The organism is Enterobacter cloacae complex sp. ECC445, from assembly GCF_021892025.1.
In the GTDB taxonomy this organism is placed as follows: domain Bacteria; phylum Pseudomonadota; class Gammaproteobacteria; order Enterobacterales; family Enterobacteriaceae; genus Enterobacter; species Enterobacter chengduensis.
Map to the genome: position 1 here is coordinate 14,192 of NZ_JAKLRZ010000041.1, position 22,955 is coordinate 37,146.

20 protein-coding genes are annotated in these 22,955 nt (G+C 54.8%); 13 read left to right on the plus strand and 7 right to left on the minus strand.

Features of this window, described 5'->3' with window-relative positions:
- Positions 1-115: 115 nt before the first annotated feature.
- From lon to bolA, 5 genes are all read right to left on the minus strand, one after another.
- Positions 116-2,470 (minus strand): endopeptidase La, encoded by a 2,355-nt coding sequence (lon, locus tag L6R44_RS23020; RefSeq protein WP_023334706.1) that lies wholly within the window; start codon positions 2,468-2,470, stop codon positions 116-118.
- Positions 2,471-2,652: 182 nt separating this feature from the next.
- The gene (clpX, locus tag L6R44_RS23025) at positions 2,653-3,927 is read right to left on the minus strand and encodes an ATP-dependent protease ATP-binding subunit ClpX (protein ID WP_045909778.1); all 1,275 of its coding nucleotides are present in this window, start codon (positions 3,925-3,927) and stop codon (positions 2,653-2,655) included.
- Positions 3,928-4,053: 126 nt separating this feature from the next.
- Positions 4,054-4,677 carry an ATP-dependent Clp endopeptidase proteolytic subunit ClpP gene (clpP, locus tag L6R44_RS23030; protein ID WP_008503317.1) on the minus strand — a complete coding sequence of 208 codons (624 nt, stop codon included), beginning with the start codon at positions 4,675-4,677 and terminating at the stop codon, positions 4,054-4,056.
- A 260-nt stretch (positions 4,678-4,937) separates the two neighbouring features.
- Positions 4,938-6,236 carry a trigger factor gene (gene tig / locus L6R44_RS23035; RefSeq protein WP_014882773.1) on the minus strand — a complete coding sequence of 433 codons (1,299 nt, stop codon included), beginning with the start codon at positions 6,234-6,236 and terminating at the stop codon, positions 4,938-4,940.
- 330 nt (positions 6,237-6,566) lie between these two features.
- Positions 6,567-6,884: a transcriptional regulator BolA gene (gene bolA / locus L6R44_RS23040; protein ID WP_013095855.1), complete on the minus strand. Its 318-nt coding sequence runs from the start codon at positions 6,882-6,884 to the stop codon at positions 6,567-6,569.
- 305 nt (positions 6,885-7,189) lie between these two features.
- Here bolA and L6R44_RS23045 point away from each other — a divergent pair, with 305 nt between their 5' ends.
- From L6R44_RS23045 to L6R44_RS23080, 8 genes are all read left to right on the plus strand, one after another.
- Positions 7,190-7,768, plus strand: a complete 579-nt coding sequence (locus L6R44_RS23045) for a lipoprotein (protein WP_028017643.1) — start codon at positions 7,190-7,192, stop codon at positions 7,766-7,768.
- Between the two features lie 45 nt (positions 7,769-7,813).
- Positions 7,814-9,289: a muropeptide MFS transporter AmpG gene (gene ampG / locus L6R44_RS23050; RefSeq protein WP_237425529.1), complete on the plus strand. Its 1,476-nt coding sequence runs from the start codon at positions 7,814-7,816 to the stop codon at positions 9,287-9,289.
- A gap of 477 nt (positions 9,290-9,766) precedes the next feature.
- The gene (cyoA, locus tag L6R44_RS23055; RefSeq protein WP_014882770.1) at positions 9,767-10,714 is read left to right on the plus strand and encodes a cytochrome o ubiquinol oxidase subunit II; all 948 of its coding nucleotides are present in this window, start codon (positions 9,767-9,769) and stop codon (positions 10,712-10,714) included.
- A 16-nt stretch (positions 10,715-10,730) separates the two neighbouring features.
- Positions 10,731-12,722: a cytochrome o ubiquinol oxidase subunit I gene (gene cyoB / locus L6R44_RS23060; protein WP_014168864.1), complete on the plus strand. Its 1,992-nt coding sequence runs from the start codon at positions 10,731-10,733 to the stop codon at positions 12,720-12,722.
- Positions 12,712-13,326 carry a cytochrome o ubiquinol oxidase subunit III gene (locus L6R44_RS23065; protein ID WP_014168863.1) on the plus strand — a complete coding sequence of 205 codons (615 nt, stop codon included), beginning with the start codon at positions 12,712-12,714 and terminating at the stop codon, positions 13,324-13,326. The genes cyoB and L6R44_RS23065 overlap by 11 nt, the downstream gene beginning before the upstream one ends.
- On the plus strand, positions 13,326-13,652 hold the full coding sequence (locus tag L6R44_RS23070; RefSeq protein WP_006176899.1) for a cytochrome o ubiquinol oxidase subunit IV: 327 nt from the start codon (positions 13,326-13,328) through the stop codon (positions 13,650-13,652). The genes L6R44_RS23065 and L6R44_RS23070 overlap by 1 nt, the downstream gene beginning before the upstream one ends.
- Positions 13,653-13,663: 11 nt before the next feature.
- Positions 13,664-14,551 (plus strand): heme o synthase, encoded by an 888-nt coding sequence (cyoE, locus tag L6R44_RS23075; RefSeq protein WP_013095848.1) that lies wholly within the window; start codon positions 13,664-13,666, stop codon positions 14,549-14,551.
- Between the two features lie 149 nt (positions 14,552-14,700).
- Positions 14,701-16,062: an MFS transporter gene (locus tag L6R44_RS23080; RefSeq protein ID WP_237425530.1), complete on the plus strand. Its 1,362-nt coding sequence runs from the start codon at positions 14,701-14,703 to the stop codon at positions 16,060-16,062.
- Between the two features lie 31 nt (positions 16,063-16,093).
- Here L6R44_RS23080 and L6R44_RS23085 read toward each other — a convergent pair whose 3' ends face one another.
- The gene (locus L6R44_RS23085; protein ID WP_033144770.1) at positions 16,094-16,585 is read right to left on the minus strand and encodes a YajQ family cyclic di-GMP-binding protein; all 492 of its coding nucleotides are present in this window, start codon (positions 16,583-16,585) and stop codon (positions 16,094-16,096) included.
- A gap of 121 nt (positions 16,586-16,706) precedes the next feature.
- Here L6R44_RS23085 and panE point away from each other — a divergent pair, with 121 nt between their 5' ends.
- A complete protein-coding gene (gene panE / locus L6R44_RS23090; RefSeq protein ID WP_237425531.1) occupies positions 16,707-17,618 on the plus strand; it encodes a 2-dehydropantoate 2-reductase in 912 nt (303 codons plus the stop codon).
- A complete protein-coding gene (gene yajL, locus L6R44_RS23095) occupies positions 17,581-18,171 on the plus strand; it encodes a protein deglycase YajL (protein ID WP_237425532.1) in 591 nt (196 codons plus the stop codon). The genes panE and yajL overlap by 38 nt, the downstream gene beginning before the upstream one ends.
- 67 nt (positions 18,172-18,238) lie before the next feature.
- On the opposite strand, the gene thiI is transcribed toward yajL, so the two are convergent.
- Positions 18,239-19,687, minus strand: a complete 1,449-nt coding sequence (gene thiI / locus L6R44_RS23100) for a tRNA uracil 4-sulfurtransferase ThiI (RefSeq protein ID WP_237425533.1) — start codon at positions 19,685-19,687, stop codon at positions 18,239-18,241.
- Between the two features lie 191 nt (positions 19,688-19,878).
- Between thiI and xseB the strand changes: the two genes are divergently transcribed.
- The 3 genes from xseB to dxs are packed head-to-tail and all read left to right on the plus strand — an operon-like array spanning position 19,879 to position 22,908.
- Positions 19,879-20,121, plus strand: a complete 243-nt coding sequence (gene xseB, locus L6R44_RS23105) for an exodeoxyribonuclease VII small subunit (RefSeq protein ID WP_008503331.1) — start codon at positions 19,879-19,881, stop codon at positions 20,119-20,121.
- Positions 20,122-21,021, plus strand: a complete 900-nt coding sequence (ispA, locus tag L6R44_RS23110) for a (2E,6E)-farnesyl diphosphate synthase (protein ID WP_032638467.1) — start codon at positions 20,122-20,124, stop codon at positions 21,019-21,021.
- 24 nt (positions 21,022-21,045) lie between these two features.
- Positions 21,046-22,908 carry a 1-deoxy-D-xylulose-5-phosphate synthase gene (gene dxs / locus L6R44_RS23115; RefSeq protein WP_237425534.1) on the plus strand — a complete coding sequence of 621 codons (1,863 nt, stop codon included), beginning with the start codon at positions 21,046-21,048 and terminating at the stop codon, positions 22,906-22,908.
- Positions 22,909-22,955: the final 47 nt, after the last annotated feature.

Consider the following 22,955-nt stretch of genomic DNA (forward strand, 5'->3'; position numbering starts at 1 on the left):
CCCGTTGTTGATGGCTGACCTAATCAGCAATCTAAATTAGCTATACAAAAAAAGGCTGGCAAGTGCGAAATGACTTACCAGCCTTGTTTTTATTGACGCTCTTTGCGCGAGGTCACTATTTTGCGGTTACAACCTGCATTCCTGACGGTTCATTTTGCAATGCGAGGCTAAGAACTTCCTCAATGCGCTTAACAGGGTGGATCTGCAGGTCGGCAATCACGTTGTCCGGAATCTCTTCCAGATCGCGTTTATTTTCATAAGGGATCAATACGGTTTTGATCCCACCGCGGTGTGCCGCCAGCAGTTTTTCTTTTAATCCACCGATTGGCAGAACCTGTCCGCGCAGCGTAATTTCACCGGTCATTGCGACATCGGCACGCACCGGGTTACCTGTCAGACAGGAAACCAGAGCGGTACACATGGCAATACCCGCGCTTGGGCCATCTTTCGGCGTTGCCCCTTCAGGCACGTGTACGTGGATGTCGCGTTTTTCGTAGAAATCAGGGTTGATACCCAGTTTCTCCGCGCGCGCGCGCACCACGGTCAGCGCCGCCTGAATGGACTCCTGCATCACTTCACCCAGCGAGCCGGTGTAGGTCAGTTTGCCTTTGCCCGGCACACAGGCGGTTTCGATGGTCAGCAGATCGCCGCCCACTTCCGTCCATGCCAGACCGGTCACCTGGCCAACGCGGTTTTCGTTGTCCGCGCGACCGTAGTCAAAGCGCTGAACGCCCAGGTACGCATGCAGATTGTCGCCGTTAATCACAATGTGTTTCAGGCTCTTATCCAGCAGCAGCTGTTTCACCGCCTTACGGCACAGCTTAGAGATTTCACGCTCAAGGCTACGCACGCCCGCTTCACGGGTGTAGTAGCGAATGATGCCAATAATCGCGCTGTCCTCGACGGTCAGCTCGTTGGCTTTCAGCGCGTTACGCTCAATCTGCTTCGGCAGCAGGTGCTGCTTAGCGATGTTCAGCTTCTCGTCTTCGGTATAGCCGGAGAGACGGATCACCTCCATACGGTCCAGCAGCGGGGCCGGAATGTTCATGGAGTTGGAGGTTGCCACGAACATCACGTCGCTCAGGTCGTAGTCCACTTCCAGGTAGTGATCGCTGAACGCCACGTTCTGTTCTGGATCAAGCACTTCCAGCAGGGCAGACGCCGGATCGCCGCGCATGTCCGACGACATTTTGTCGATCTCATCGAGCAGGAACAGCGGGTTTTTAACGCCCACTTTCGCCATCTTCTGGATCAGTTTACCCGGCATAGAGCCGATGTAGGTACGGCGGTGACCGCGGATTTCCGCTTCATCGCGTACGCCACCCAGCGCCATACGGATATACTTACGTCCGGTCGCTTTGGCGATGGACTGACCCAGAGAGGTTTTACCCACCCCCGGCGGTCCGACCAGGCACAGAATCGGGCCTTTAATTTTGTTCACACGGCTTTGTACCGCGAGGTACTCAAGAATGCGGTCTTTGACGCGTTCCAGGCCGTAGTGGTCGGTGTCCAGGATCTCCTGCGCCTGACGCAGGTCTTTTTTGACCTTGCTGCGGGCGTTCCACGGAACCTGCACCATCCATTCAATGTAGCCGCGAACGACGGTCGCTTCAGCCGACATTGGAGACATCATTTTCAGCTTCTGCAGTTCCGCTTCGGCCTTCTCTTTCGCCTCTTTCGGCATTTTCGCCGCGTCGATCTTACGCTTCAGCGCTTCGTTTTCGTCCGGCGCGTCGTCCATCTCGCCCAGTTCTTTCTGAATGGCCTTCATTTGCTCATTCAGATAGTACTCACGCTGAGACTTCTCCATCTGCTTTTTCACGCGGTTGCGAATTCGCTTCTCAACCTGCAGCAGATCGATTTCGGACTCCATCATCGCCATCAGGTATTCCAGACGTTCGTTAACGTCGGACATTTCCAGCACGGACTGTTTGTCAGCCAGCTTCAGCGGCATGTGTGCAGCGATGGTGTCCGCCAGACGTGCAGGATCGTCGATGCTGTTCAGCGACGTCAGCACTTCTGGTGGGATTTTCTTGTTCAGCTTGATATAGCCTTCAAACTGGCTAATCGCGGTGCGCACCAGCACTTCCTGCTCGCGCTCATCAAGCTCGGGCGAATCAAGGTACTCTGCCTTCGCAGAGAAGTGCTCGCCGTCGTCTGACAGAGTGGTAATACGCGCACGCTGCAGCCCTTCTACCAGCACCTTCACGGTGCCGTCAGGCAGCTTCAGCATCTGCAAAATAGAGGCCACGGTCCCGACGGTGAAAAGATCGTTTACACCCGGCTCATCCGTTGATGCTTCTTTCTGCGCCACCAGCATGATTTTTTTATCATGATCCATAGCGGCTTCGAGGCAACGGATAGATTTTTCCCGCCCTACAAATAAGGGTATGACCATGTGCGGATAAACCACCACATCGCGCAACGGCAATACGGGGATTTCAATGCGTTCAGAACGCTCAGGATTCATAGAGCTCTCTCTTAGTTAGTGTCCGCCAGGTAAGCTGGTCATGTCACTGTGCTTCACATAACCATTAACATGTATCCAGTATATGGGGATGTTTCCCACACATTCAACGCTATGAATACGGAAAAAGTAAAGGGGAGATAAAATCCCCCCTTTTTGATTAACTGCTTGTATGATTTGGTGAATTATTCGCCAGATGCCTGCTGTGCTTCCGGCTTGCCGTAAATCAGCAGCGGCTTGGTTTGACCGCTGATGACCGACTCGTCAATCACCACTTTCTCAACGTCTTCCATCGACGGCAGGTCGTACATGGTGTCGAGCAGTGCCGCTTCAACGATAGAACGCAGACCACGGGCCCCGGTTTTACGAACCATCGCTTTCTTGGCAATCGCATCCAGCGCTTCGTCGCGGAATTCCAGGTCAACGCCTTCCAGATTGAACAGCGCCTGATACTGCTTGGTCAGCGCATTTTTTGGCTCTTTCAGAATCTGGATCAGCGCGTCTTCGCTCAGCTCGTTCAGCGTTGCCACAACCGGCAGACGACCGATGAACTCAGGGATCAGACCGAATTTGATCAGATCTTCCGGTTCAACCTGAGACAGCAGCTCGCCTTCGTTCGGTTTTTCGGCCGTCGATTTCACCGTTGCGCCAAAACCAATGCCGGAGCCGGTTTCAACACGGTGGGAGATGACTTTATCCAGACCGGCAAACGCGCCGCCACAGATAAACAGGATTTTGGAGGTATCAACCTGCAGGAACTCCTGCTGCGGATGTTTACGACCACCCTGCGGCGGAACGGCAGCAACCGTACCCTCGATCAGCTTCAGCAGCGCCTGCTGCACGCCTTCACCGGACACGTCACGGGTGATGGACGGGTTGTCGGATTTACGGGAGATCTTGTCGATCTCATCGATATATACAATCCCGCGCTGGGCTTTTTGTACGTCGTAATCGCACTTCTGCAGCAGTTTCTGGATGATGTTTTCGACGTCCTCACCCACATAACCGGCCTCGGTCAGGGTGGTGGCATCCGCCATAGTGAACGGAACATCAAGCAGACGCGCCAGGGTCTCAGCCAGCAGCGTTTTACCGGAACCGGTTGGGCCGATCAGCAGAATGTTACTTTTACCCAGTTCTACGCCGTTGCTGGTATCGCCATTGCGCAGGCGTTTGTAGTGGTTATAGACCGCTACCGCCAGCACTTTCTTGGCCTGCTCTTGACCGATGACGTAGTCGTCAAGGTGATGACGAATTTCATGCGGCGTTGGCAGCGCGCTGCGCTCACGGTGCGGTGCGACTTCTTTAATCTCTTCGCGAATGATGTCGTTACATAAATCGACGCATTCGTCGCAGATATACACGGACGGCCCGGCAATCAGTTTACGCACTTCATGCTGGCTTTTGCCGCAAAAAGAGCAGTACAGCAGTTTGCCCGAACCATCTTTGCGTTTATCTGTCATGAGTCCAAACCTCTTTTTAAGTTCTTTGTGCCGCACATGACGACGCAAATGCCATTCTAAGACGCAAGCTGCATTCAGCAACGTGCCGCCCTACCTTAGTATAGCGGCACACTCGCGTCGCGGGCATCAATTACGATGGGTCAACACGGAGTCGACTAAGCCGTACTCAACTGCCTCTGAAGCAGAGAGGAAGCGATCGCGCTCGGTATCGCGCTCGATCTGCTCGAGGGGTTGACCCGTATGCTGCGCCATAAGTTCATTCATGCGCGCTTTTACTTTCAGAATTTCGCGGGCGTGGATTTCAATATCCGTCGCCTGCCCCTGGTAACCGCCCAGCGGCTGGTGAATCATCACGCGGGAATTTGGCAAGCAGAAACGCTTGCCCTTCGCCCCTGCGGTTAACAGGAAGGCACCCATAGATGCGGCCTGACCCATACAGATCGTGCTGACATCCGGTTTGATGAATTGCATGGTGTCATAAATGGACATCCCTGCTGTAATCACGCCACCCGGGGAGTTAATGTACAGGTAAATGTCTTTTTCCGGGTTTTCCGCTTCCAGAAACAGCATCTGCGCCACGATCAGGTTAGCCATGTGGTCTTCTACCTGGCCGGTCAGAAAGATAACGCGTTCCTTGAGCAGACGGGAATAGATATCAAAAGAACGCTCACCACGTGAGGTCTGTTCAATAACCATTGGCACCAGAGCCATATGGGGTGCAAAGTTATCTCGTTCGCCACTGTATGACATTTCCGTCTCCTGGATCAAAATTGAAAACACCTGCTGTACTGATTGTAACCTTACGGACGGATTATCAGCCAGTCTCATTCATCATGATTACGTACTTATGGGGTTCGCAGTGCCCTATTTCAAGCATAACAACCTTTTGTTGTTACGCTAACACCGAAAGGGCGTTTTAGCACTCTTCCTGGGCTCAAGCTGCGATAAAAAAAACCCGCTGCCGCAAGGCAACGGGTTTTCTGTTCAAACTTTAAACCGTTGGGGCGAAATTACGCCTGCTGGTTCATCAGTTCGTTGAAAGAGGTCGCTTTTTCGGTCACTTTCGCTTTCGCCAGTACCGCTTCAACAGCCTGCTCTTCCAGGGCAACGTTGCGCATGTTGTCCATCAACTCTTTGTTCTTACCGTAGAACTCGATCACTTCTGATGGATCTTCGTATGCAGAGGCCATCTCTTCGATCAGGCCTTTCACACGCTCTTCGTCAGCTTTCAGCTCGTGGGTACGAATCACTTCGCCCAGCAGCAGGCCAACCACAACGCGGCGTTTCGCTTGCTCTTCAAACAGTTCGCGAGGCAGTTCCATCGCTTGCTGCTGGTTGCCACCGAAACGCTGTGCAGCCTGACGGCGCAGAACGTCGATTTCGCTGTCGATCAGGGCAGCTGGAACGTCGATGTCGTTGGCTTTCACCAGACCTTCGATCGCCTGAGATTTCACACGGTTACGCACAGCACCGTTCAGCTCGCGTTCCATGTTCTTACGCACTTCGGTACGCAGACCCGCTACGGAACCATCTTCCACGCCGAAACGCTTGATGAATTCTTCAGTCAGTTCTGGCAGTTCGCGCTCTTCCACTTTCTTCAGGTTGATAACGAACTTCGCTGCTTTACCTTTCAGGTTTTCAGCGTGGTATTCTTCCGGGAAGGTCACGTCGATAGTGAACTCTTCGCCAGCCTTGTGGCCTTTGATACCGTCTTCAAAGCCTGGGATCATACGACCCTGGCCCATTGCCAGTACGAAGTCAGACGCTTTGCCGCCTTCGAACTCTTCGCCGTCTACAGAGCCGGTGAAGTCGATGGTGACACGGTCTTCAGCGTCAACAGCGCCTTCTTTCTCTTTCCAGTTCGCCTGCTGCTTGCGCAGGGTATCCAGCATGCCGTCAACGTCTTCGTCAGTCACGGAGACAATCGGCTTTTCAACTTCGATAGATTCCAGACCTTTCAGCTCAACTTCCGGGTACACTTCGAACTCTACGGAGTAGGTGAAGTCTTCGCCCAGTTTGTATTCGCCTGGAACGTAGTTTGGCGCACCGGCCGGATTGATTTTTTCTTTGATGATCGCATCAATAAAGTTACGGCTCATCAGTTCACCCAGCACATCCTGACGCACGGAAGCGCCATAACGCTGAGCAACAACATTCATTGGTACTTTGCCCTTACGGAAGCCGTCAATACGTACTTTTTTTGCTACGTTGACCAGCTCGCTTTTCACAGCAGTTTCGATGCTGTCAGCAGCGATAGTAATCGTTACACGGCGGCCAAGGCCTTGAGTGGTTTCAACTGAAACTTGCATCTTGTTACCTCAAAAAAATCACAGTGCTCGGTCAACTCTGAATCTGTCTGTTATACCGGGATGCTCTCTTAGTGCAGATTCACATTCCCTGTCGCCAGAATCATCCCGAAGACATTCAATAAGACGCGGCATTATAGCGGCATCACTTAGGTGAGTCGAGAACGGTTGGGGCATGTTGCTGCGGCTTTTTTCACACTTTAAGGCTATTTTTAGCCTTAAAATCGCACCATCCGCTCAAAACTCAGACAAAACAAAACGGCCCGGAGGCCGTTTTGAGGAAATCTGTAAGCAACATACTGGAAAAGCTCCAGCCGTTGCAAATCCGATTTATCAGGCGATAGTGCCTGCACCGCGACAGGGCGGGGATGCGAAAACCGTATCCTGCAAACCTTCCCATTCCTTAATGGTGTAGGTATGCAGTGCCAGCGCATGCACGGTCGTGGAGAGTTCTTCCGTCAAGGTGCTGTAGATCAAGCGATGTCGATTCAGGAAACGTTCTCCCGTGAAGCGATCGCTAACCAGAACCACTTTAAAGTGGCTTTCAGAACCTGCCGGCACGTTATGACGATAGCTTTCGTCGACGACTTCGAGGAACACAGGGTTGAACGCTGCCCTTAATTTATCTTCTATCTGCTCACGTATCATCATGAAATTACTCCTCCGACAACGCCAGGATGTCACCCATCCCTTTAAATATTAGCCGCTTTTACCGTTTCCATTACACCTTGACAACAAATATTTAGCTTTCGTCTGATTTTCTCATTCAAACGAATGAAGTTCACTCTGTGACTCATACGTTTTGTCACACACGGATTGGGAAAAACGGGGAACTGGTCAGTTTTCGGACAAGGCGATGAATTTACATGCGTTGACCACTTCCCCTCGCCGTTGGCGATGTTATGATGGCGACAATTTTTCTCTTTATATGCTTACGATTCGTTGAGAACCCGAAAATGTTAAAAAAACTCTTCTTTCCGTTGGTAGCCCTTTTTATGCTGGCAGGCTGCGCTACCCCGCCGACCACCATTGATGTCTCACCAAAAATCACGCTGCCTCAGCAGGATCCAAGCCTGATGGGCGTTACCGTGAGCATTAACGGTGCCGATCAGCGTCAGGATCAGGCCCTGGCAAAAGTGACCCGCGATAACCAGCAGGTGACCCTGACCGCTTCCCGCGACCTGCGCTTCCTGCTGCAGGAAGTGCTGGAGAAACAGATGACCTCCCGCGGCTATATGGTTGGCCCAAGCGGCGCGGTGGATCTGCAGATCATCGTGAACAACCTGTACGCTGACGTGTCTCAGGGTAACGTGCGCTACAACATCGCCACTAAAGCGGATATCGCCATCATCGCCACCGCGAAGAACGGCAACAAGATGACCAAGAACTATCGTGCGAGCTACTCTGTCGAAGGCGCGTTCCAGGCCTCGAATAAAAATATTGCTGATGCGGTTAACAGCGTGCTGACGGATACCATTTCCGATATGGCGCAGGACACCAGCATTCACGACTTCATCAAGCAGAACGCGCGTTAATCCTGCCAGCTGACCCGGTACATCGCCGGGTCAGCTTTATAAAACATGTCCAGCCACTACTTACGCATTTTCCAGCAACCGAAATCAGCGATTCTGCTGATCCTCGGCTTTGCCTCGGGTTTACCCCTCGCGCTCACCTCCGGTACGCTTCAGGCGTGGATGACGGTTGAGAATATCGATCTTAAAACCATCGGCTTCTTTTCGCTTGTGGGCCAGGCCTATGTCTTTAAGTTCCTGTGGTCTCCGGTGATGGATCGCTACACGCCGCCTTTCCTCGGGCGTCGACGCGGCTGGCTGGTGATGACGCAGATCCTGCTGCTGCTGGCCATTGCGGGAATGGGTTTTCTTGAACCCAGCACGCAGCTTCGCTGGATGGCCGCGCTTGCGGTAGTCATTGCCTTCTGTTCCGCCTCTCAGGACATCGTGTTCGACGCCTGGAAGACGGACGTATTACCTGCGGAAGAGCGCGGTGCCGGTGCCGCCATTAGCGTGCTGGGCTATCGCCTTGGGATGCTGGTTTCCGGTGGGCTGGCGCTGTGGCTGGCAGACCGTTACTTAGGCTGGCAGGGCATGTACTGGCTGATGGCCGCCCTGCTGATCCCCTGCATTATCGCAACGCTCTTCGCGCCCGAGCCGAGCGACGTTATCCCGGTACCCCGCTCGCTGGAGCAGGCCGTTGCCGAACCGCTGCGCGACTTCTTTGGCCGCAACAACGCCTGGCTTATCCTGTTGCTCATTGTCCTTTATAAGCTGGGCGATGCCTTTGCCATGAGCCTGACTACCACCTTCCTGATCAGGGGTGTCGGCTTTGACGCCGGAGAAGTGGGCGTGGTGAACAAAACGCTGGGGCTGTTTGCAACCATCGTTGGGGCACTGTATGGCGGGGTGCTGATGCAGCGCCTGACGCTGTTTCGCGCGCTGCTGATTTTCGGCATCCTTCAGGGTGCCTCTAACGCTGGCTACTGGCTGCTGTCGATTACCGACAAACATACGGTCAGCATGGCCGCGGCGGTGTTCTTCGAAAACCTCTGCGGCGGCATGGGCACTGCGGCGTTTGTCGCCCTGCTGATGACCCTGTGCAACAAGTCGTTTTCCGCCACCCAGTTCGCGCTGCTCTCGGCGCTCTCCGCCGTTGGCCGCGTGTACGTTGGCCCGATTGCCGGCTGGTTCGTGGAAGCCCACGGTTGGCCAACCTTTTACCTCTTCTCGGTCGTGGCTGCCGTGCCGGGAATTTTATTGCTGCTGGTCTGCCGCCGGACGCTGGAATATACCCAGCGGACAGAACACTTTATGCCGCGTACCGAATATCATCGCGCCTACCGTTTTGCGTTACGTCTGTTAATGGCGGGCTGCGTAGCGCTGACACTCTGGGTTGTGGTGCTGATTATTAACGCCAGCACGTCACTGGCACTCCCGTTTGAAGCCCTGCTGCTGGATGCAGGCGCCCTGCTGGCTATTGCCGGGATCCTGACCGGGGGACTGCTCGATTTCATGGCGTTGCGTAAAACGCAGATGACCTGAAGAAAAAGGCGAAAGGTTATTTCCCGTTGTAATCACCAACCGAAATTATAACGGCGAAATAGCCAACAACCGCTAAAAAAATATTTGTTGTTTTGTGCGGGATAGGATTTGGAAATTATTGGCTCCAGTTCCAAAACGCTATTTTTCATTAAACGATTCAGCATCCGATAGTTTGATTTTTCGTTTTTTATATGTCTTTTTATTGATAATTAATTGTTAATTTTTTGTTTATTTTTAACAATGGTTATACCAATTGCCCCTTTTAGGGTATGCTTAGGGGTCCTTTCGTTATAAAGCCCACGCCATGCGGCTTCAGTCATAAAAACCGACATAATTTGCAACACTTGTGACATGTGCGGCAGAACCCGGTAACACCTTCCTGACACAGGCCTAATGATGTTTACAGTAATGTAACCTTCCCGTAAAATGCCCGCACACTTTAAACGCCACCAGACTCCGTGGAATTGAGGTCGTTAAATGAGACTCGGGAAATACAATAAAAGTTTGGGATGGTTGTCATTATTCGCGGGCACTGTATTACTCAGTGGCTGCGATTCTGCACTACTAGACCCCAAAGGACAGATTGGACTGGAACAACGTTCACTGATACTGACGGCTTTTGGCCTGATGTTGATTGTGGTTATTCCTGCCATTTTGATGGCTGTTGGTTTCGCCTGGAAGTATCGTGCGAGCAATAAAGATGCGAAGTATAGCCCTAACTGGTCACACTCCAATAAAGTGGAAGCTGTGGTCTGGACGGTACCTATCCTGATCATCCTGTTCCTTGCCGTGCTGACCTGGAAAACCACTCACGCACTTGAGCCAAGCAAACCGCTGGTTCACGATGAGAAACCTATTACCATTGAAGTGGTCTCCATGGACTGGAAATGGTTCTTCATCTATCCAGAGCAGGGTATTGCTACCGTGAATGAAATCGCCTTCCCGGCGAACACTCCGGTTCAGTTCAAAGTGACCTCCAACTCCGTAATGAACTCCTTCTTCATCCCACGTCTGGGTAGCCAGATTTACGCGATGGCCGGTATGCAGACCAACCTGCACCTGATCGCGAATGAAGCAGGCACCTATGATGGTATCTCCGCCAGCTATAGCGGCCCGGGCTTCTCAGGTATGAAGTTCAAAGCTATTGCAACGCCAGACCGTGCCGCTTTCGACCAGTGGGTTGAAAAAGCGAAGCAGTCTCCAAACACCATGTCTGACATGGCGGCGTTCGAAAAAGTGGCTGCACCTAGCGAATACAACAAGGTGGAGTACTTCTCTAATGTGAAACCTGATTTGTTCAAAGACGTTATTGGCAAATTTATGGATCACGGCAAGAGCATGGACATGACCCAGCCTGAAGGCGAGCACAGCGCGCACGAAGGTATGGAAGGCATGGACATGAGCCACGCGGAAACCGCTCACTAAGGGGCCGAGGAAGAAAATGTTCGGAAAATTGACACTGGATGCAGTGCCCTACCATGAACCGATTATCGTGGTTACGGTGGCTGCAATTATCATTGGTGGCGCGGCCTTACTGGCCCTGATCACTTACTTCGGTAAGTGGAGCTACCTGTGGAACGAGTGGCTGACTTCGGTTGACCACAAAAAACTCGGTATCATGTACTGCATCGTCGGTATCGTCATGTTAATTCGTGGCTTTGCGGATGCGATCATGATGCGTAGCCAGCAGGCACTCGCTTCTGCGGGTGAAGCCGGCTTCCTGCCGCCGCACCACTACGATCAGATCTTTACCGCCCACGGCGTTATCATGATCTTCTTCGTGGCGATGCCGCTGGTTATCGGTCTGATGAACGTAGTCGTTCCGCTGCAAATTGGCGCGCGCGACGTGGCGTTCCCGTTCCTGAACAACCTGAGCTTCTGGTTCACGGTTGTCGGCGTTATCCTGGTTAACCTGTCACTGGGCGTGGGCGAATTCGCGCAGACCGGCTGGCTGGCTTATCCGCCGCTGTCAGGAATTGAGTACAGTCCGGGCGTTGGCGTCGACTACTGGATTTGGGCGCTTCAGCTCTCCGGTGTCGGTACTACCCTGACCGGTATCAACTTCTTCGTGACCATTATCAAGATGCGTGCCCCTGGCATGACCATGTTCAAGATGCCGGTATTTACCTGGGCATCTCTGTGCGCCAACATCCTGATTATTGCCTCTTTCCCAATTCTGACCGTCACCATCGCGCTGCTGACCCTGGACCGCTACCTGGGCACCCATTTCTTCACGAATGATATGGGTGGCAACATGATGATGTACATCAACCTGATTTGGGCCTGGGGTCACCCGGAAGTGTACATCCTGGTTCTGCCTGTCTTCGGTGTGTTCTCCGAAATCGCGGCAACCTTCTCGCGTAAACGTCTGTTTGGTTACACCTCTCTGGTGTGGGCAACCGTGTGTATTACCGTTCTGTCGTTCATCGTTTGGCTGCACCACTTCTTCACCATGGGTGCGGGCGCGAACGTAAACGCCTTCTTCGGTATCACCACCATGATTATCGCCATCCCGACCGGGGTGAAGATCTTCAACTGGCTGTTCACCATGTACCAGGGCCGTATCGTGTTCCACTCAGCGATGCTGTGGACCATCGGCTTCATCGTAACCTTCTCCGTAGGTGGGATGACCGGCGTACTGCTGGCGGTACCGGGCGCTGACTTCGTTCTGCACAACAGTCTGTTCCTGATTGCGCACTTCCATAACGTTATCATCGGTGGCGTGGTCTTCGGCTGCTTCGCTGGCGTAACCTACTGGTGGCCAAAAGCGTTCGGCTTCACGCTGAACGAGAAATGGGGTAAACGCGCGTTCTGGTTCTGGATCATCGGCTTCTTCGTGGCATTTATGCCGCTGTACGTGCTGGGCTTCATGGGTATGACCCGTCGTCTGAGCCAGCAGATCGATCCGCAGTTCCACCCAATGCTGATGGTTGCAGCGGGCGGCGCCGTGCTGATTGCCTGCGGTATCGCGTCTCAGCTGATTCAGTTCTACGTGTCTATTCGCGACCGCGACCAGAACCGTGACCTGACCGGTGACCCATGGGGTGGCCGTACGCTGGAGTGGGCAACCTCTTCTCCACCGCCTTTCTATAACTTTGCCATCGTGCCGCAGGTTCATGAACGCGACGCATTCTGGGAAATGAAAGAAAAAGGTGAAGCGTACAAGCAACCTGCTCATTACGAAGAGATCCACATGCCGAAAAACAGCGGTGCGGGCATCGTCATTGCCGCCTTCGCAACGGTATTTGGTTTCGCAATGATCTGGCACATCTGGTGGATGGCGATTGTTGGCTTCGCCGGCATCGTAATCAGCTGGATTGTGAAGAGCTTTGACGAGGACGTGGACTACTACGTACCAGTCCGTGAAGTTGAGAAGCTGGAAAATCAGCATTTCGACGAGATTTCTAAAGCGGGGCTGAAAAATGGCAACTGATACTCTGGCGCACTCAACTGCCCACGCGCATGAGCATGCGCACCACGATACAGGACCGACCAAAGTCTTCGGTTTCTGGATCTACCTGATGAGCGACTGCATTCTGTTCTGCTGTCTGTTCGCGACCTATGCCGTTCTGGTGAACGGCACGGCGGGCGGCCCGGCCGGCAAGGACATCTTTGAACTGCCGTTCGTTCTGGTTGAAACCGCACTGCTGTTATTCAGCTCCATCACCTACGGCATGGCGGCTATCGCCATGTACAAAAACAACAAGAGCCAGGTTGTCTCCTGGCTGGCGTTGACCTGGCTGTTTGGTGCTGGATTTATCGGGATGGAAATCTATGAATTCCATCACCTGATTATGGAAGGTTTCGGTCCTGATCGCAGTGGCTTCCTGTCCGCGTTCTTCGCGCTGGTCGGTACCCACGGTCTGCACGTGACCTCGGGTCTGATCTGGATGGCGGTACTGATGTTCCAGATCTCCCGTCGCGGCCTGACCAGCACTAACCGTACCCGTATCCTGTGCCTGAGCCTGTTCTGGCACTTCCTGGACGTGGTATGGATCTGTGTGTTCTCTGTTGTCTATCTGATGGGGGCGATGTAATGAGTCATTCTAACGATCATGGCGCTTCCCACGGCAGCGTAAAAACCTACATGACAGGCTTCATCCTGTCGATCATCCTGACGGTGATCCCGTTCTGGATGGTGATGAGCGGTTCTGCGTCTAAGCCGGTTATCCTGGGTGCAATCCTGGTGACCGCGGTGATTCAGATTCTGGTGCATCTGGTTTGCTTCCTGCACATGAACACCAAGTCCGATGAAGGCTGGAATATGACCGCCTTTATCTTTACCGTGATTATCATCGCTATCCTGGTAGTCGGTTCCATCTGGATTATGTGGAACCTCAACTACAACATGATGGTTCACTAAGAGCGGCGAGTATGTTTAAGCAATACCTGCAAGTAACGAAACCAGGCATCATCTTTGGCAACCTGATCTCCGTGATCGGAGGGTTCCTGCTGGCCTCCAAAGGCAGCATCGATTACACCCTCTTTATTTACACGCTGGTCGGTGTGTCACTGGTTGTTGCGTCCGGTTGTGTATTTAACAACTACATCGACATGGATATCGACAAGAAGATGGAAAGGACCAAAAATCGGGTGCTGGTGAAAGGCCTGATCGCCCCTTCCGTCTCGCTGGTGTACGCCACCTTGCTGGGTATTGCTGGCTTTATGCTGCTGTGGTTTGGTGCTAACCCGCTGGCCTGCTGGCTGGGGGTGATGGGGTTCGTGGTGTATGTGGGCGTCTACAGCCTGTATATGAAACGCCACTCCGTCTACGGCACGCTGATTGGTTCTCTCTCCGGCGCTGCGCCGCCGGTGATTGGCTACTGCGCGGTCACGAACGAGTTCGACAGCGGTGCGCTGATCCTGCTGGCTATCTTTAGCCTGTGGCAGATGCCGCACTCCTATGCCATCGCGATTTTCCGCTTTAAGGATTATCAGGCAGCGAACATCCCGGTTCTGCCGGTCGTGAAGGGCATCTCCGTTGCCAAGAACCACATTACGCTCTACATCATCGCCTTTGCCGTGGCAACGCTGATGCTCTCTCTGGGTGGTTACGCCGGGTATAAATATCTGGCGGTAGCGGCCGCGGTGAGCGTCTGGTGGCTCGGTATGGCGCTGCGCGGTTACAAAGTGGAAGATGACAAAGTCTGGGCACGCAAGCTGTTTGTGTTCTCGATTGTTGCCATCACCTCGCTGTCCGTGATGATGTCCGTAGACTTCATGGTGCCGGATTCACATAACCTGCTGACTTACGTCTGGTAAGCCACAACAGGTGAATAAAGGGGTGCTTCGGCACCCTTTTTTATTCACGGAATTTATTAATAACGCATGTAATATTTGTTAAATAACCCTTTATTTACCCCGCCCCTTCCCCGCACTACACTATGGCCTGCTTTTGAACTGAGGTGGTAATGAACGATTATAAAATGACGCCAGGCGAGCTTCGCGCGACCTGGGGCTTAGGGACTGTCTTCTCGCTACGGATGCTTGGCATGTTTATGGTCCTGCCTGTTCTGACCACGTACGGTATGGCGCTGCAGGGGGCCAGCGAGGCGCTGATTGGACTCGCGATCGGCATCTACGGTCTGGCGCAGGCGGTGTTCCAGATCCCGTTTGGCCTGCTCTCTGACCGGGTGGGCCGCAAGCCGCTTATCGTCGGCGGGCTGCTGGTCTTTGTGCTCGGAAGCGTGATTGCCGCCCTCTCCCACTCCATTTGGGGCATTATTCTCGGCCGCGCCCTGCAGGGTTCCGGCGCGATTGCCGCCGCCGTTATGGCGCTGCTGTCAGATCTCACCCGTGAGCAAAACCGCACCAAAGCGATGGCGTTTATCGGCGTCAGCTTTGGCGTGACGTTTGCGATTGCGATGGTGCTTGGCCCCATTATTACGCACACATTGGGCCTGCACGCGCTGTTCTGGATGATTGCCGTGCTGGCGACCATCGGTATCGCCTTAACCCTGTGGGTGGTTCCGGACAGCAAAAACCACTTCCTCAACCGTGAGTCGGGGATGGTAAAAGGCTGCTTCAGCAAAGTGATTGTCGAGCCGCGCCTGCTCAAGCTCAATTTTGGCATTATGTGTCTGCACATCCTGCTGATGTCGACCTTTGTCGCCCTGCCCGGCCAGCTTGCCGCTGCGGGCTTCCCGGCGTCTGAGCACTGGAAAATTTATCTGGTCACGATGCTGATTTCGTTTGTCTCCGTCGTGCCGTTCATCATCTACGCCGAAGTGAAGCGCAAAATGAAGCGCGTCTTCGTGGGATGCGTGGCGATCCTGCTGATTGCCGAAATTGTGCTCTGGGGTGCCGGCCCGCACTTCTGGGAGCTGATTGCCGGCGTGCAGCTGTTCTTCCTGGCCTTTAACCTGATGGAGGCCCTGCTTCCGTCGCTGATCAGCAAAGAGTCCCCCGCCGGGTACAAAGGCACGGCGATGGGCATCTACTCCACCAGCCAGTTCCTTGGCGTGGCGATCGGCGGCTCGCTTGGCGGCTGGGTCGACGGTCTGTTTGACTCTCAAACCGTGTTTCTCGCCGGTGCGCTGCTGGCAACGGTCTGGCTGCTGGTTGCCAGCACCATGAAAGAGCCGCGCTACGTGAGCAGCCTGCGGGTAGAAATTCCGGAGGATGTGGAAATCAGCGACGCGCTGAAACAGCGTCTGGAAGTCAAAGAGGGCGTGACCGAGGTGTTGATTGTCCCGGAAGAGCGCAGCGCTTACGTCAAAATAGACAGCAAGGTGACCAACCGCTTCGAGGTCGAGCAGGCGATAAAAGCGTGAAAAAAGCCCGGTGAAACCGGGCTTTTTTGCATTAATCGCGGAAGTTTTTAAACTGGAACGGCTGTCCCAGATCGCCGCCGCGCACCAGCGCCATGACGGACTGGAGGTCATCGCGGGACTTACCGGTCACGCGAATCTCTTCGCCCTGGATCTGCGCCTGCACCTTCAGCTTGCTGTCTTTGATGAGCTTAACGATCTTCTTCTGGACCGCGCTCTCAATGCCCTGCTTCAGCCTGGCCTCGACAAACCAGTTCTTACCGCTGTGCACAAACTCTTCCGGCACGTCCAGAGACGTCCCCTCGATGCCGCGCTTCAACAGCTTAGCGCGCAGAATGTCGAGCAGCTGATTCACCTGGAAATCAGACTCGCTCAGCACCTTAATGGTCTTATTTGCGTCGTTCAGCTCAAACGAGGCCTCAACGCCACGAAAATCGAAACGTGACTCAACTTCGCGGGTTGCGTTCTCAACGCCGTTGCGAACTTCCTGGATATCAACTTCGGAAACAATATCGAAAGATGGCATCTTTTCTTCTCCCTTCACTTTTGTTGCGTTGCATAATACCCGCTACGAGGCATAACTCAACAGAAGCTTAGCTGTATAATTAAGCTGTAACACCTGGCGCAGTTGCAGGTGAGGAGGAACAATGAAAATTACGGTGCTCGGATGCGGAGCGCTTGGTCAGCTGTGGCTGACCGCGCTGTGCAAGCACGGACATGAGGTTCAGGGCTGGCTGCGCGTGCCCCAGCCCTATTGCAGTGTAAACCTGATTAGCGAAGACGGAAGCATATTTAACGAATCCCTCACCGCGAACGATCCCGATTTCCTGGCAAAAAGCGACCTCCTGCTGGTGACGCTCAAGGCGTGGCAGGTCTCAGACGCGGTAAAGACGCTGGCCGCGCAGCTCCCTCCCACTTCGCCCATACTGCTGCTGCATAACGGCATGGGGACCATTGATGAGCTGAAAAGCGTCCCGCAGCCTCTGCTGATGGCGACGACGACGCACGCCGCACGTCGCGACGGCAATATTATCGTGCACGTTGCCAGCGGCGTGACGCATATTGGCCCCGCCAGAACGCAGGATGGCGACTACAGCTATCTCGCCGACGTGCTGCAGAACGTATTGCCGGATGTCGCCTGGCACAACAACATTCGCCCTCAGCTGTGGCGCAAGCTGGCGGTAAACTGCGTGATTAACCCGCTGACGGCGCTCTGGGACTGTCCAAACGGCGCGCTAAAAAACCATCCGCAGGAAATCGCGGCGCTGTGCGAAGAAGTGGCTTCGGTCGTTGAGCGTGAGGGCTTACACACCTCGGCGGATGATTTACGCTATTATGTCGAGCAGGTGATTGATAGCACTGCAGAAAATATCTCCTCGATGCTGCAGGACGTGCGGGCGTTACGCCACACCGAAATCGACTACATTACCGGCTATCTGCTAAAGCGTGCCCGTGCGCACGGGATCGCGGTGCCGGAAAACGCCCGCCTGTACGATCGGGTTAAACGTAAGGAAAATGAATATGAGCGCGTCAGCACTGGTATGCCTCGCCCCTGGTAGCGAAGAGATGGAAGCGGTCACCGCCATAGATTTAATGGTGCGCGGCGGCATTAAGGTCACCACCGCCAGCGTCGCCAGCGACGGTAATCTGGCCATCACCTGTTCACGCGGGGTGAAAATCCTCGCGGATGCCCCGCTGGTGCAGGTGGCTGACGGAGATTACGACATCATCGTGCTGCCCGGCGGCTTAAAAGGCGCGGAGTGTTTTCGCGACAGCCCGCTGCTGGTCGAGACCGTGCGTCAGTTTCATCTATCTGGCCGTATCGTCGCAGCCATCTGCGCCGCCGCGGGCACGGTTCTGGTTCCGCACGATATCTTCCCCCTCGGCAATATGACCGGCTTCCCGGGGCTTAAGGATACGATCCCGGACGAGCACTGGGTGGATAAACGCGTCGTCTGGGACCCGCGCGTCAACCTGCTGACCAGCCAGGGCCCGGGCACCGCGATTGATTTTGGATTGAAGATTATTGACCTGCTGGTCGGGCGCGAGAAGGCCTACGAAGTGGCATCGTCATTGGTGATGCCGGCGGGGATTTATAATTATTACGAATAGGTGTTCTCCCTCTCCCTGTGGGAGAGGGCCGGGGTGAGGGCATCAGGCCGCACTCCCCGGCGAGAAACTACGGACGATACACCTTCACGTTCGCAAAGCCCTGCTCGCGCAGATACAGCGCCTGCAGGCGGCTCATCACCCCGCGCTCGCACCACAGCAGATACGTTTTGCTCTGGTCGAGGTCACCAAACTTCGTGCTCAGCTTGTAGAACGGCAGAGAAACCACCTCGACGCCTTCAACCTGCAGCGGCTTGTCGTCCTGCTCGTCAATCGAGCGGATATCCAGAATCGCATCGTTAGGGCCGAAACCGCTCACGGTTTCCACCTCAACCACGTCCTGCTCGGTCTGCTGGGCAATTTCGCGGATATCAATGTTGGACGCTTCCGCCACCACTTTTTCCAGGATGCTGAAATCGAAGTGCTCTTCTTCGGCTTCGATCTTCGCCTTCACCGCTTTGACGGTCGGGCTTTTTGAGATCACGCCGCAGTATTCCGGCATGGTGCGCGCAAAATCTTCGGTGCCGATTTCACGCGCCAGGTCGATGATGTGCTCTTTATCGTGGGAGATGAGCGGACGCAGGATCAGCGTATCAGACACGTTGTCGATCAGACGCAGGTTGGTCAGCGTCTGGCTGGAAACCTGACCGAGCGCTTCGCCGGTCACCAGCGCCTGCACGCCGTAGCGTTCAGCCACTTTGGACGCCGCGCGCACCATCATGCGCTTCAGGATGACGCCCATCTGGCCGTCGTCGACTTTCTCAAGGATTTCGCCGACCACCGGTTCGAAGTTAATTGCCACGAAACGCACGCGGTGGGAGCTGCCGAAGCGGTTCCACAGGTAATGCGCCACCTGACGAACGCCGATTTCGTGCGCCGCGCCGCCCAGATTGAAGAAGCAGTAGTGCACGCGGCAGCCGCGACGCATCAGCATATAGCTGGAGACGCCGGAGTCGAAGCCGCCTGAGATCAGGGACAATACGTCTTCCTGGGTGCCAATCGGGAAGCCGCCGATACCTTCATAGCGCCCTTTCACCAGCAGCAGGCGATCGTTTTCGATCTCCAGGTTAACCGTCACTTCAGGGTTCGTCAGGCGCACGCGCGCAGACTCGACGTGCTGATTCAGACCGCCGCCAACGTAACGTTCCACTTCAATAGAGCTGAACTCGTGCTTGCCGCGACGCTTCACGCGCACGCAGAAGGTTTTGCCTTCGATCTGGTCGCGGTACTGAACCAGCGCTTTTTCGAAGATGTCGTGCATATCGCTGAACGGAACGTCTTCCACTTCCAGGATATGGTGGATCCCCGGAATGCGGGTCAGGGCATCGCGAATATCCTGACGCTTGTTTTCGTCTTTTGCACGGACCTCAACGTGGTCCCAGTGGCGCACCACGGCGAGGGTTTCGTCGTAGTGCTTTAATACGTTACGAATGTTCCCGGTGAGAATTTTAATAAAGCGCAAACGCACAGATTGGCTTTTGATGGTGATTTCAGGGAACAATTTAATGATAAACTTCATGGCGGCAATGTTTCTTAGGCAAGCGTATTAAGGCTTGTAATGGAAAAGAGTACAGCAGCCCACACCCGTGGCTGCATCCAGGCGCGCAAGTATACCACCATCGCGCCGCTCCTGTGCACATTGCGCGTTATTTGATAATTGCCCTGAGTCCGTTACCATGTCGGGGCTGAGAATATAAGAGTCAATTCACTATGCCGAAGAAGAACGACGCACCGGCCAGTTTCGAAACTGCGCTGAGTGAACTGGAGCAAATTGTTACCCGCCTTGAGAGCGGCGATCTCCCGCTGGAAGAGGCGCTCAACGAATTCGAGCGTGGCGTGCAGCTGGCGCGCCAGGGGCAGGTCAAGCTACAGCAGGCCGAACAGCGCGTGCAGATCCTGCTTTCCGACAGCGAAGACGCGAAGACCACGCCTTTTACACCGGACGCCGAGTAAATGGATTTTGCCAACGAGCTTGAGGCGCGTGTCGTACGCGCTAACGACGCCCTGCGCCGTTTTATTGCCCCACAGCCTTTTCAGAACACTCCACTGGTTGAGGCCATGCACTATGGCGCACTCTTGGGTGGAAAGCGCCTGCGCCCGTTCCTGGTGTACGCGACCGGCAATATGTTTGGCATCAGCGATAACACGCTGGATGCCCCGGCCGCCGCCGTTGAGTGCATCCATGCCTATTCGCTGATTCATGATGATTTACCGGCGATGGACGACGACGATTTGCGTCGGGGCCAGCCCACCTGCCATATCAAGTTTGGCGAAGCGAATGCCATTCTGGCGGGTGACGCCCTGCAAACGCTGGCCTTCTCGATTCTGAGCGATGCGCCGATGGCGGAAGTGGTCGATCGCGACCGGCTGGCAATGATCTCCGAGCTGGCCATGGCCAGCGGCGTGGCGGGCATGTGCGGCGGACAAGCGCTGGATCTTGAAGCGGAAGGACGTCAGGTTAATCTGGAACAGCTGGAGCGTATTCATCGCCATAAAACAGGGGCACTGATTCGTTCCGCCGTTCGCCTGGGCGCGCTGAGCGCGGGTGAACGAGGGCGCAACGCCCTGCCGATTCTGGACAGATACGCAGAAAGTATCGGTCTGGCATTCCAGGTTCAGGATGACATTCTGGATGTGGTGGGCGATACTGCAACATTGGGTAAACGTCAGGGTGCGGACCAGCAGCTTGGCAAAAGTACCTACCCCGCCCTGCTGGGCCTCGAGCAAGCCCAGCGTAAAGCCCGGGATCTGATTGACGATGCCCGCCAGTCGCTGAATCAGCTGGCCGCGCAATCGCTGGATACCTCGGCACTGGAAGCGCTAGCGGACTATATCATCCAGCGTAATAAATAAACTATATATCTCGATGAGCCTTTGATGAGTTTTGATATTGCCAAATACCCGACACTGGCGTTAGTGGACTCCACCCAGGAGTTACGTCTGTTGCCGAAAGAGAGCCTGCCGAAGCTGTGCGACGAGCTGCGTCGCTACCTGCTCGACAGCGTAAGCCGCTCCAGCGGCCATTTCGCCTCCGGGCTTGGCACGGTAGAGCTGACCGTGGCGCTGCACTACGTCTATAACACGCCGTTCGATCGGCTCATCTGGGACGTGGGCCACCAGGCCTATCCGCACAAAATTCTGACCGGACGTCGCGATAAAATTGGCACCATTCGTCAGAAAGGCGGCCTGCACCCGTTCCCGTGGCGCGGTGAGAGCGAGTATGACGTGCTGAGCGTCGGCCACTCCTCTACCTCCATTTCTGCGGGCATCGGTATTGCCGTTGCCGCCGAAAAAGAGAACAAGCAGCGCCGCACCGTCTGCGTGATTGGCGACGGCGCCATTACCGCCGGGATGGCCTTCGAGGCCATGAACCATGCGGGCGACATCAAGCCGGACATGCTGGTTATTCTTAACGATAACGAAATGTCGATCTCCGAGAACGTGGGCGCGCTGAACAACCATCTGGCGCAGTTGCTCTCCGGCAAGCTTTACTCCTCGCTGCGTGAAGGCGGCAAAAAAGTCTTCTCCGGCGTACCGCCGATTAAAGAGCTGCTCAAGCGTACCGAAGAACACATCAAAGGCATGGTCGTGCCGGGCACCCTGTTTGAAGAGCTGGGCTTTAACTATATTGGCCCGGTTGACGGCCATGACGTGCAGGGTCTGGTGACCACCCTCAAGAACATGCGCGACCTGAAGGGGCCGCAGTTCCTGCACATCATGACCAAAAAAGGGCGTGGCTACGAACCGGCGGAAAAAGATCCGATCACCTTCCACGCGGTGCCGAAATTTGACCCGTCCAGCGGCTGTCTGCCAAAAAGCAGCGGCGGCATGCCGAGCTATTCAAAAATCTTCGGCGACTGGCTGTGCGAAACCGCCGCCAAAGACAACAAGCTGATGGCGATCACCCCGGCCATGCGCGAAGGCTCCGGCATGGTGGAGTTCTCCAGAAAATATCCTGACCAGTATTTCGACGTGGCGATTGCCGAGCAGCACGCGGTAACGTTTGCAGCGGGCCTGGCCATTGGCGGCTACAAGCCGGTTGTCGCAATCTATTCCACCTTCCTGCAGCGCGCCTACGATCAGGTGATCCACGACGTGGCGATCCAGAAGCTGCCGGTGCTGTTTGCTATCGACCGTGCGGGCATCGTCGGTGCCGACGGCCAGACGCACCAGGGGGCATTTGACCTGTCGTTCCTGCGCTGCATTCCGGATATGGTTGTCATGACGCCAAGCGACGAGAACGAATGTCGTCAGATGCTGTTTACCGGCTACCACTATCAGGACGGCCCAAGCGCGGTTCGCTACCCGCGCGGCAATGCGGTTGGCGTTGAGCTGAAGCCGCTGGAAAAGCTGGCGATCGGTAAAGGTCTGGTGAAGCGTCGCGGTGAAAAAGTGGCGATTCTGAACTTCGGCACATTGATGCCAGAGGCGGTGAAGGTCGCTGAAACGCTGAACGCCACCCTGGTGGATATGCGCTTCGTGAAGCCGCTCGACGACGCGCTGATCCTGAGCATGGCCGAGACGCATGACGTGCTGGTCACGCTGGAAGAAAACGTCATCATGGGCGGCGCGGGCAGCGGCGTGAACGAGGTGCTGATGGCAAACCGCAAAGTCGTGCCGGTGCTAAACCTCGGCCTGCCGGACCATTTCATTCCGCAAGGTACCCAGGATGAAGCCCGCGCGGCGATTGGCCTGGACGCCGCCGGGATCGAAGCCAAAATTCGCGCCTGGCTGGACTGACCCCTTCCCTCCTTTCCGCTCCTGCTATGCTTAAACCTGGTGTTTAA